The 11,463-nt window shown below is 41.7% G+C and carries 8 protein-coding genes; 1 reads left to right on the top strand and 7 read right to left on the bottom strand.

What is annotated here, in order from left to right:
• Positions 1-431 precede the first annotated feature (431 nt).
• Positions 432-1,133: a hypothetical protein gene (locus RDO37_RS07095; protein WP_308498585.1), complete on the top strand. Its 702-nt coding sequence runs from the start codon at positions 432-434 to the stop codon at positions 1,131-1,133.
• Between the two features lie 303 nt (positions 1,134-1,436).
• Here RDO37_RS07095 and RDO37_RS07090 read toward each other — a convergent pair whose 3' ends face one another.
• From RDO37_RS07090 to RDO37_RS07060, 7 genes are all read right to left on the bottom strand, one after another.
• Positions 1,437-2,390 carry an ATP-binding protein gene (locus RDO37_RS07090; RefSeq protein ID WP_308498584.1) on the bottom strand — a complete coding sequence of 318 codons (954 nt, stop codon included), beginning with the start codon at positions 2,388-2,390 and terminating at the stop codon, positions 1,437-1,439.
• Positions 2,391-3,734, bottom strand: a complete 1,344-nt coding sequence (istA, locus tag RDO37_RS07085) for an IS21 family transposase (RefSeq protein ID WP_308498583.1) — start codon at positions 3,732-3,734, stop codon at positions 2,391-2,393.
• 681 nt (positions 3,735-4,415) lie between these two features.
• Complete coding sequence (locus RDO37_RS07080) at positions 4,416-4,883, bottom strand: hypothetical protein (protein WP_308498582.1); 468 nt, start codon at positions 4,881-4,883, stop codon at positions 4,416-4,418.
• A gap of 129 nt (positions 4,884-5,012) precedes the next feature.
• Complete coding sequence (locus RDO37_RS07075; protein WP_308498581.1) at positions 5,013-5,822, bottom strand: thioredoxin domain-containing protein; 810 nt, start codon at positions 5,820-5,822, stop codon at positions 5,013-5,015.
• 641 nt (positions 5,823-6,463) lie between these two features.
• Positions 6,464-7,411, bottom strand: coding sequence for a LacI family DNA-binding transcriptional regulator (locus RDO37_RS07070; RefSeq protein WP_273325480.1), 948 nt, complete (start codon positions 7,409-7,411; stop codon positions 6,464-6,466).
• A 707-nt stretch (positions 7,412-8,118) separates the two neighbouring features.
• The gene (locus tag RDO37_RS07065) at positions 8,119-8,469 is read right to left on the bottom strand and encodes a DUF6547 family protein (protein WP_308498580.1); all 351 of its coding nucleotides are present in this window, start codon (positions 8,467-8,469) and stop codon (positions 8,119-8,121) included.
• A gap of 161 nt (positions 8,470-8,630) precedes the next feature.
• Positions 8,631-9,545, bottom strand: a complete 915-nt coding sequence (locus tag RDO37_RS07060) for a hypothetical protein (RefSeq protein WP_308498579.1) — start codon at positions 9,543-9,545, stop codon at positions 8,631-8,633.
• Between the last annotated feature and the right edge of the window lie 1,918 nt (positions 9,546-11,463).

Raw genomic sequence — 11,463 nt, 5'->3', positions numbered from 1 at the left:
TTTGAGCAATCCCATATATTTGGAGTTTTTATCCATACATAAATAATTAATAAAAGAACGTGGCCTGCTACATGCCCAATGATTGCGCAATATTTTTATGATGTTTCTGTGACGTTTCTCAAATTAAACGCATCAAATAGTAAGCAACGAACCCCCAAAAAGGGCAGCCAATGCGAAAAACTCGTCAATCGTATAGCCACCACTAAAGAGCAGAAACAAATATTGTTTACTAAAGAGCAGTCACGAGGATAGTTTACGAACGAGCAGCCCACCATATTGCTACAAAAGTTCAGTAAGAAATATTGGTAGCTACAAGTCCGTATTGCAGGCCATGCCGACAAGTGAAAGGAAAGAAGCTACAAATACTCATAGCAAGCAGGGCATACTGCTATGCTTAGACTAAATGAACAAGATCAGTACGAGAGAAGGTCATGGCCACGTTTAGAACTCATGCTCTTAGTCTTGAGCAGGACATGGTGATGCTGTCAAAGCTTCATCCAATGATGCACGTTTTGTATAGCCACATAGGAAACAAGGTTATCGAGCAGCATGATGATCTGTGGAAAGGTCTTATCTATACCATCATGGGCCAACAGCTCTCCAATAAGGCCCTGGTCAAAATCATCTCAAAAGTTTCAGACGAACTCATTGCATCGCCGCAGAGTCTTAAGCATGCAATTGAGCAACAGCTGCACAAAGATCACCAAGACAAGAAAGATCACGAAGGGAATAAATCTCTTAATGAGCAGCCTAATGACTTGAGTACTCAGATGCTTGCCTCTAAGCCAACTCAAATGGTAAGTAGGGCACTGCCATTTTCTCAGGCTAAGCTATCAAGTATGCTCGAGCTGTGTGATCGCTTTATTAGCAAGGAGCTCAGTGGGGATAGCTTGCGTAGCATGAGCAAAGATCACAGACATGCAGCACTTATCCGCATCAAGGGAATTGGTCCTTGGTCGTTGCAGATGATGGATATGTTTATCTTTAATGACAAGGATGTATTTGCTAGCGGCGATCTTGGCGTCATACAAGCACTCTACGCAATTGAGGGCAAAAAGCGAAACCCAAAAGCTAGCAAGTGTGATGGGTCACTAAATTTACAACCTATGTGTCATTTATTTGTTTCAAAATAGCTCAAAAAGTCCTGTTTAGCTATTGACTTTTCTTAAAATGAGTTAAGTGATGGTTTTAAGGCTATTTTTATAAAAATTTAAATGACCAATGTTAGTTGTATGATATGTATAACTTTTACAACTGTTTCCTATATCAAATAAATGACCCTTGTATTATAGGTCATTAACATACTAGGTTTAATAGAACAATAAATCTTAAATGACCAATGTAAATAAATGCCTTTTTATTATAAGACAAAAAAAGCCAAGAGATCTTAGTCGATCTCCTGGCTTTCATTTAATTGAGAGTAAGCTTGTTAGAGGCTATTCGCCTAGTGAATACTCAGGGTTGTTCTTATTAAACGTCTCAATCATAAAACTCTCACCGTCGAACTCGACAAGAAGAGCTTGAAGCATGACCTTCTCAATGATGCCTGCCTTATTGTCGTCCAGAGCCTCGTACTTGCGTACCCAATCGCTTGGTTGATAGACTGAAGTGATGATGGTTGTCATTCCGTTTGATAGTCTGTAGTCAATCAAGGTATAAAAGAGATTAGCAACAGTTACACTAGACGGAAATTCTCTGCCTATGTCATCCAAGATTAAGAGATCTCTCTTAAAAAGATCTGACTTTAATACATCTTGGTCTTTGGCAGCCATCTGTTTTAGCCTGTAAAATAAGTCTCTGGCTTTTAAAAATAAAGTGCTGTATTCTAGCTCAATAGCTTTTTTTCCTATCTGCGTTGCAAAGTGCGTTTTTCCGAGGTTGTGCGGACCGTGGATGTGCATATTAAGCTGGTCTTTTAACCAGTGACATTGCAACAGTTCTTCTGCTTTTGGTTTGTTTGTACGGCAGATGTCAATGTTGAATTCTTTGTTTGCTAACGCGATAGGAAATTTAGCTTTATTGAAGTTCTGAACTGCGGTGAACTCAATCTTAAGCTTGGCCATTTGGCTAAAGACTTGTGTGATTATCTCCCTGCTGGATAAGTCTTTATCTGCCATGTCATAATGCAGGCTATTAAGTAGCCTGCTGTACTTTGTTAGGTCTAGAATTTCAAGGGAGCGAAGGATATCAAGTGGCTCTGTGTCCATCTTTCCATCAAGGCTTCGCTGCATCTTATTAATGACAGGTAAGGCCGCCTTTGCACTCTCCTTATGCGCTGAAGAATAGGCTTTTAACCTATCACTATCTACCTCTTGTTTGACAGTTAGCAGCGGAGCATCGGTTTTCTCCGTCTGTTTCGTGTCGTCATTAAGCTTTGGTTTTAATTCCATTTATTGCTTTTCCTTCTTAGTGATTGTGTACCTGGACAATGGGTCAAACTTAGCCTTAGTTCTAGGCTTTACCATTGGCTTTTGGCTGACTAAATGCTCTTTTTCGTTATGTTCAGATACCTCCGGTTGTATTTGAATATCTTCAAGACCATGCTCATCGTCTGGTTTGTCATTCAACTTGTATTTCATGAGGTTATTTTTAGGAATTGTGCCCTCATGAAGAACCAAGCTGTTTAAGTTTGTTACAAGGAATTTGCCATTAGAACAAACTGATACTGTAACGCTTGAGTTCCTAAATGCATTATCAAACTGAAGCTTGAGTCCGTGGATGTATAAAGCACCAGATTTGCTTACATTTAGAGTTTTAGTTGCAATAGTTAGATGTAGATCAGGATTAACATGCTTAAGCTTTTTTGACTCAATCTCAAAAAGCTCACGTACTGTCAGTTTCTTTAGCTCTCCATCAACTGCAGCCTCGAACACTCGTTCATCAGTAGCATAGGTTTCGTTCCACTCTTGTATTGCATCATTGAGTTCCTCAATAGTGCTAACTTCGGGATGCTCAATTTTGACCCAACTAAGACAGTTATCCTTAAAAAAACGTCCAGCTCTTTCGACTGCGCCTTTAGTCTGAGGCCGTCCTGGTACGCATGCACGAGGGTCTATATCGAACTGTTCGCAAAACCAAAAGAACTCAGTATTGAATTGAAGTTCCTTGCCTGCATGCCGAGTAACGAGAGATCTATCGTTATCACAAAGAATCTCTTGGGGTACTCCATATCTCAGAATGCACTCATATATGCCCCTTAGCCATGATGCTTGAGTAAGGTCAGGGCATATAGTGAAGAAAGACTTATGTGACCATGGGTAAACAGCCTCAAACACGCATAGCTTACGCGGTCTATTCTCTCCAGGAAAAATAAAGCTCGCATAAGTAAAGTCAATTTGAAGCTGCTGACCAGGAGCACACTCAAAATGCCTAACTTTTTCTGGAGCATAAGTTGGCTTAGGCGCAACTTTATCCATGTATCTTCTTACGGTTCTTAATGAAACCTTAAAATCACTAGGAAGGCCGTATTTAACAGGATCTTTATTCACTAGATAATGAACGAGTTTACAGTTATAACTTCCTTTGATGTAGCTATCTTTAAGAGCATTCTGATCTGCTTGCTCAAGTAGTCTTGCTCTAGATTTTCTTTCTTTCTTTACCACTCCTCTGTTTTTGTCTTTCAAATATGCGCGGACAGTAGGCTGAGATATTTGTAGAGTTTCAGCAATGTCCTTCACTGAATGTCCATCTGCATGGAGCTCTCTAAGCTTTAATTGTTGCTTTTCACTAATCATAAACTATTAATGGCAAATGTAATAAGGGCCAGCAAGATATAGAAAAAAAAGCTAAAACGAAAGAAAAATTTTTAAAATTCACTTAAAATCGTGATAGTGCTCACAAAAATAGCGGAAAATTAATACTGTCACTGTGCAGGAAAAAAACATTGCCTACAACATCAAAGCAAAAAGATCACAGCGCCACGATGTGCAACAATGGATTTAGGCCTAACCGTTTAGCTAATGATCTGGCATACAACGCCATAGCGTGAAAAAGAATGAAGTGCAGAGATGGGCTGGAGCAATTAACTGATGCAATGTTTAGAAGGGCATGCAAGCAGTATTGGTGCTTGCATGTAATAAGGAATGCGCCTAAGCAGGCTAAATGATGAGTATCTAAGCAAAACTAGGGCGTATCTGTGCCAGTTCAGCTCTTTTAGTTTGATTGATGCCCTGCTACCTCAAGCACTTAGATAGCTTGACCTTAGCGCTTGGCAAGAGGCCATGATTGCCAACAAATCACTGATAGCATTCTCGTTGTCCTACTTTGAGGCCTTTGTGCAGTGCTATCTAAAGCATTAGACTTAGTTGCCACTGCAGTGCTTACTTATTGGACTTAGGCACCACTACAGCGCTTACTTTTTGGACTTAGGTACCACTACAGCGCTTACTTATTGGACTGAGTCGACAAATCAGCGCTTACTTGTTGGACTTAGGCGCAGCGGATGATGCCTCTTTTTCATCCTTAACTTCGTCTTGCTTATAGTAGGCTGAGAAATACGAGGCAGCATTGGTTGCTTGAGTATCTCCCATTGGTTTATAGCTTGCCTCTGAAGAGCGTGGCGCGTAAGGATGTAAGGTGTCGATATCACCAGCAAGATCTTTTGAGATGGCAGAGGAGGCAGCTCCCTCGCGTGCCAGCGCATCAGATGATGTAACATCACTTGGAGTGTTATCTTCCTTTACTGCACGCTTTAAGGCACGAGCTTTGACACCCCAATCATCGTCATCATCGTCATAGCCATTCGCTCTTTTGCCCTTGCGCTTAGATAAATAGTTACGCAGCGCTCCATCTTCAAGCTTCTTTTGATCTTTAAAGGCATTATTGATCATGCCAATAACAAACAAGATTGGCACAGCAATGGCCACAATCACAACCCAATTCACATCTACCCCCTATCTTATCCTGCGTCCAAAAATAAAGCGGCTACAGACTACTCTGCAACCGCCTATGCCGCCAAATACATGTTCGTACAAATGCATCTGGCACTAAAGAGACTTTAGCCTATAGCAAGATTACTTCTTGGCATCCTTGCTCTCATTGCTCTTAGCAGCTGCTTGCTCTTTTTCTGTCTCCTTGATGATGTCAGCAAAGACAGAGTAGTCGCGGATGGCACCACGAATAGCAGTACCGTTTAAGATAAAGAAAGGAGTGCCTTGCAGACCAATCTTCTGGCTTAACTCCATGTTCTTACGCATGGCCTCTTGAATAGAAGTATCCTCAGATACCATCTTTGAAAGAGCCTCGTAATCACCCTTTGCTTTCTTTACAGCAGCCTTGAGCTGATCTTCTGAGGTAATCTTCTCCTTTGACTCCATGAGGGCATCTTGGTAGATAAAGTACTTGTCATGATCTACTTTATACAGAGCTAAACCAATGGCTGAGGCACGTACTGAGATTGGGGATAAGATTGGCAGCTCTACGTAGAAGATGGCTGCGTCGTTATCATTTAAGAACTTCTTGGTGTATGGACGTACTACCTTGCAATAGCCGCAATTGTAGTCGAAGAACTCAATTAAATAGTGCTTAGCATTTGGCTTACCGCGAACTGGCACCATTGGGTCAGCACGGATCATGGAGGATACTTGCTCAAGTGCAGCTTGCTGATTTTCAGCTGCCTGTGTCTCTAAGGCCTTTGATGCCTCCACGAGCACTTCAGGATGAGCGACAATATACTGATGAATGATGGTCTCAAGCTCAGCTTTTTGCTCAGGAGTGAACAGAGACTTAGTATCAGGTGCTGCTGATACAGTTTGGAAGCAACCTAATGAAGCTGCAATGGCACCGGCCATAGCAGTCACTTTCAATGAGCGCATTGAGAACATCTATCCAACCTCGGTAAATCCAAATTTGTAATCTTTAGTGCAAGCTCAAATTGAGCTTAACCTTATGCATTGTAGCAAACCGTATAGTCTACTTGCAGGCCTATGTTTAGCGCACAAGCAAGCCTTGATCACACTTCACAAAAATTAACTGCTATAGAAAGTAAGAATTTGCCAAATTGCTCAAGTTATTAGTCGCAAGATCTAGCTAGCCATGATTAGGACTTTAACCTCATGCCTCGGCATTACCATAAGCATGGCCGATACTAATGCACAGGTCTGCACCTTCTATGTAGCTTAAAGCCTTGGCATGCGCCTACCATGTAACTTATAGCCCCAGTTGCGCCTTCCATGTAACTTACAGCCCTGGTATGAGCAATCCATGTAACCTAATGCCAGGTATTGGCATATCCATGTACTACACGCATGAGTATATGATGCATGAGCATTAGCTTCGTGCACTATAGTTTAGCTTGCACAATATAGCTTTGACTTAGGATGCAGCATCGTATCAAGATGCACTGCTTAGTATTATGCTGCAGCTAAACTTGATGCTGCAGCTTGAGCATATGCATCTTTGGGCTTAATGCTAAGGATTTGACTGGAGCTTCCGACTTAACTGGAGCAATTAACAACTTGCATCGTTAGCTAGAAGCTCGAGGCAGAAGCATTGGCTCAATGAAGCGAACATGGTGATCGCTTTGCTTGAGCATTTCATAGGCAGTACTGCCTAAGTCATCTTCAGGCAGTTTCACGGTAGTGATTGGGCATGGGAAGAAACGGCACCACTCAGGATCACCAATGGACACTAAGGCCATATCACGTGGCATAACTACATTACGCAGGCTCAGAGCATAAGCAACACCAGAGGTAATGGCATTGTTGGCAGTCAAAATGGCGCTTGGACGGTTAGAGTGGCGAGTGAGCAAGATGTTGGTAAGCTCAAAGGCCTTGGTGTACAGATCGTTGTACTCAAGAGCATCTAACTCAATGCACTCTACATTCTCATAAGAAGATGCAGCGACTAAACGCTCTTTAAAGGTGAATAAAGAGCTCTTACCGCTGATATAAACGATGTGCTTGTGGCCTTTAAGGTTTAAATGCTCATAAGCAATCTTAACCACTTTTTGGTTATTGATTAAGGCACACTTAGTTTCGCGGTTAATAAAAGGACGGTCAACAGCCACGACATTACGGCACTCAATAACAGGGCATTGAGATGAACCAGTAGGCATGGCAATTAAACCGCTTAAAGAGTAGCGATTGAAGTCTGAAATAATCTTGCGCTCGACCATGGAGTTTTCATTGGTCACGCCGAGCAGAATTTGCATACCGTCATTTTCAGCAAGTGAGGTAATAGCTTTGAGAATACCTGCTGAGAAGGTGTTAGTCAGATCGGCAACGATCACGCCTAAAAGATTTTGGCCATCACCCAAACCACGGTTGTTAGAAACATCAAAACCCATCTCTTTGGCTTTAGCAAGAATACGCTCACGTGTTGCTTTAGCCACCATCTCAGGACGAGCCAAGGCACGAGATACGGTTGCTGGGGATACTCCAACTTCGTTTGCAATACAAGTGATTCTGGCCATGTGACGTCCCTTAAACTGAAAGCTTTGGCAGCTGTATAACAACACTACAACTTTGCAGTAGCTAATACAGACCTTGCCTTTAAAAATAAGCAATACAAGCAGAGATAAGTATCAGTATCGCAGTGGTTTTAATGTGCTTGGTAAGATTTTAAGAAGGACCACACTACTTACAAAGCGACCACGCATATGCTGATAGAGCTTATGTGCTCTAACATTTTGCACACAATAAAGTGCCTAAACTCTCTTTGGCACTAGTTTCAAACAAGAATAGCACAAAGATGATTGAATTTATCAATGCACTGTCAGAGACTTTTGCATTATTTTTACTAATTCTTGAAATTTTTGCAGTCACTAATGGCGTATCTTTGGACTTGCAAAGCAATGATTAACATCACAAATTCGTATCACAAATCTTAGTCAAAGATCACATTTTCCCCAAAACAAACCATTTTGCATCACTAATTTGCAGCAGCTGTATAGACAGCCACCATAATCTAAAGACAGTGAAAAGCAACAAAATTGCTTACTAATTTGTCATCTTCTGCAATCTTTGCAGTCACCCATCAACGCTTGCCATAATTTTTGCACCCCATAGTACACGCGATGCATCACTAATCTCATCCTTAAGCGCTGCTTGATACTACAGCTTGATGCTAAAGCTATATGCTATAGCATCAGGTACTATCTATGAGATATGAGCTCACAGTCTATTCAGGCCACTCATCCCCTTCTAAGCGGCTTATGAAGTCGTAGTGCAGGCTCTCAAAATTGTTATTATCCAAAGCCTCTCCATCCTGTATTAGCTTTAGATCTTCTAAATCCATAAGCTCATTAATATAGCTAAGAGTGTCATGCATGCCACTGATACGTTCTTGTGTAAGGAGCTTAGCTACAAGCTCACGCTGCTCTTGAGACATGGTACTTAAGATCTGATTGTCCTGAGCATTATCGGCTGTGTTTGGCAGCCCCTCAGATAAGACGCGACGAGCTGTTATCGACTCTTTACGCTCCACAAGACCATCTACAAAAGACTTATATAGTTCTAGTTGCTTTTTCATACTAACCACCCAAAGATTGCAAAGTAGATATTCGTCATACAGTGCTGATAATTGCTCAAGCATAGCAAAAGCTAAAGCTCTTATTGAGACTGGTGCAAAGCTATCAAGTAAAGCTTGTGTCCATGCTGACAAAGCCTGTACGTAGCGACATGACTGCGAGGCTATATCTGAACCCTGATGATTGGTCTAATGAAATCGTAATCGCCATCAACCTCATCACTTTCATGCACCTCAGCTTTGCCATGAGGAGAGCATGATAAAAAGCCAAGAAACGGCCCGAAACCGCCGCAGATATTGCAGCCACCGTCACCTCCACAACTAGTGCACTGATCTGCAAGTACTAACTCGCGCATATACGGGTCATAGCCAATACTCAGACCAAAGAAATTTGGTTTTTGCATGTCATATTTACTATCTGACTGCCCACCATCATCTGATGATTCCTGCTCATTGTTCTTTGCATTAATCACGCTAAAATGCTTAAGGTGCATCGAATAGTCCATGCCATCACCCCACGCAAAGAGGGTGCGACAACCACCACCGCATAGATAGGCCCATTCATCAGCAGTTGGTAATGAAAAACCTTGCTCTTGCAAGGACTTAACTACTTGCTGATAAGAGCTTGGCTGATAAAGACTTATGACTATATGCTTGTTAATGCGCTCAAAGCGTATGGTGTTATACCAGATGAGGCACTTAGAGTCGCTATCGACGAACTCTTGGTACTTCTTGGTAAACTTTGGCTCATTAGCAAATCTTGGATCGACCCTGTCGATAGACTCGTAACTTGTTTCTTCTAATTCTTGAGCAACTAGCATTGGTCCAATTATGGCCTTACGTACTGGACTCATGCTTTGTCTAATAAATTCCTCAGGTCTTTTGTCAAACTCATACTCACACAACACTTCGTCAAGCTCAGCCTGACTATCCTCGTTAAGTCCCTGAGCAAAGTGATCCCAACCTAAGGTAACCTCATCACCCGGCACAAACACAAAACGACGACTGTCTGACTCAAACACACCCGTCTGACAGTGCTGCCCGTAGCGCTCGAAGGTCTGAAGCTTAATAAAGCTCATGTTATAGCGCTCGCTAAGCTTAACCATCAAGTCGAGTTTCTCGCTTGAATCAAGTTTGTCAAAAGCTTTGCGTGTTAGATGCCCGCTATTAAGAATGCTTAGCCCCATACAACCTCACTAAACTTAATCAGGTCTATCTTCCATACAGCTGTTAATTGCTCTATATGAGCTTTGAGCAGCACATCATGGCTCATTTTGCCATGCTATGAGGAACAGCCCATAATCTAAAGCAAGCGTTAATAATGCACTCCGAGCTCTCTAACAGCTGCCCAAATAGCTAACATTACTCGTGCATCAGTACCTATATTGTTTCAAAGTATGCAATGCTTTGTCTTTATGGCTATAGGATTTAACTTAATAATGTGATTAATCACCTGTTTTCTTAACTTAACTGTATGCCTCGAGTCGATTGCTAAAAAGACATTACACCTGCTTATAGACCATTATCTTGTATACAAGTTTTCAACCACTAAACACGATGTTCATCAGGTTTTAAAATATTATTAACACTTTTTTAAAAAATTTTGGCAGCCTCTGGAAACTTTTAGCCCAAATCAATGTCTATCTTAGTGTCAGATGTCGCTAATCTCATCTGAACTGCACTTGTCCAAGCTATTAAAGCTACTAAGACAAGAGACTTGCAATGAGGGTAGACCTTAAGAGCCTACCGTTATGACAAAGCAACTCTTCCTCTTATCCTTAAGCTAAACTTAAGGTTTTTTCGTTACGAGTACCATACTCGCAATTTGGTGTGGATGGTCAAGAGTTCTTTGTTGAATAGCTCAGTTAACACCTAGCCTACTTAAGTGTTGTTTTAGCTATCAACCTCATTGGAGTTTAAAGTCATAAGCAGTCCGTGCTGCACAAAGTTGATTTTATGATACGGCTTTACGTAAGTTAGTATTGCTTTCAACTTTAAATGACGTAACTGTACAGCCGATGCGGCACCATTTTCAGAGGTAAGAGGCTTTAATGGTGGGTGTCGGAGCTAATCAAGAGCTTCAGATTTCCTTAATCTGTGCTTAGCGATGCATTCTATATGTAAGAGGCTTGATAGGGCTTGCATCTAACGCATAAGAGCTCTAGCTCTTAATGCACTTAGAAGCTCTATTGATTTGGGCAAATCACCCAGCATCGATGCGTTCATAAGAACTGCAAAGACACTGGACTTGTACCAAGGGCTCAGACTGACATACGTCCTGAACAACTTATAGCAGTAATAATACTTACACCTAACCTGCATGGTAGGTCTTGAACCAACCTAAGGTGTCAGACTGACTTTGAAAGTCGGAATTAAAGCCATATTCACAATGCAATCGCATGACTGTGAATCAAGGCGCTACAAGAAGTTGTTCATTTACGGTTCATACACCGTATCGATTACTCACGGCCTAGGTATTCGATGCTGAGGCACCAGCAGCTGCATAAGATTTGAGCATTAAACGCAAAATGCTCTTTTCTTTGTACCTCCAATTACTGCAGGTTTAGTTGGAGGCTACTTAGTTTGCAAATCCTCTTAACCTATCCTCACAAATACTCCCAAATTCATCGTAATCCTAATCATTACGTTCACCACGCCGCCATTGCGTCTACTCATACCTGCATTGTCTATTGACCTCATCAATAAGGCACGTCTGCCCATTTGACAGTAGACACGTCATCCATTTGCCCCCAACTGCGCATGTACTTCATCCCGGGCACACCATCCATTTGGCACCTAGCTCTGCATTCACTTAGCCCCGGGCATGCCATCCATTTAGCAAAAGGACGTTAACTCCATTTACCTAAAGAGCGTGGGTTCCATTGTGTGCAAGGCACTGAGAGTGTACTTGGTCGATTTTAGGGAGTGGCTTATATAAGGCTTTTGCTATATGATTTTGACCATGGTTCTACATGATCCGGACATGTAGTTTTCTAT

Origin of the sequence: uncultured Anaerobiospirillum sp. (genome assembly GCF_902485895.1) — a bacterium.
Lineage (GTDB): Bacteria > Pseudomonadota > Gammaproteobacteria > Enterobacterales > Succinivibrionaceae > Anaerobiospirillum > Anaerobiospirillum succiniciproducens.
This window is presented reverse-complemented; position numbering and strand designations above follow the sequence as displayed.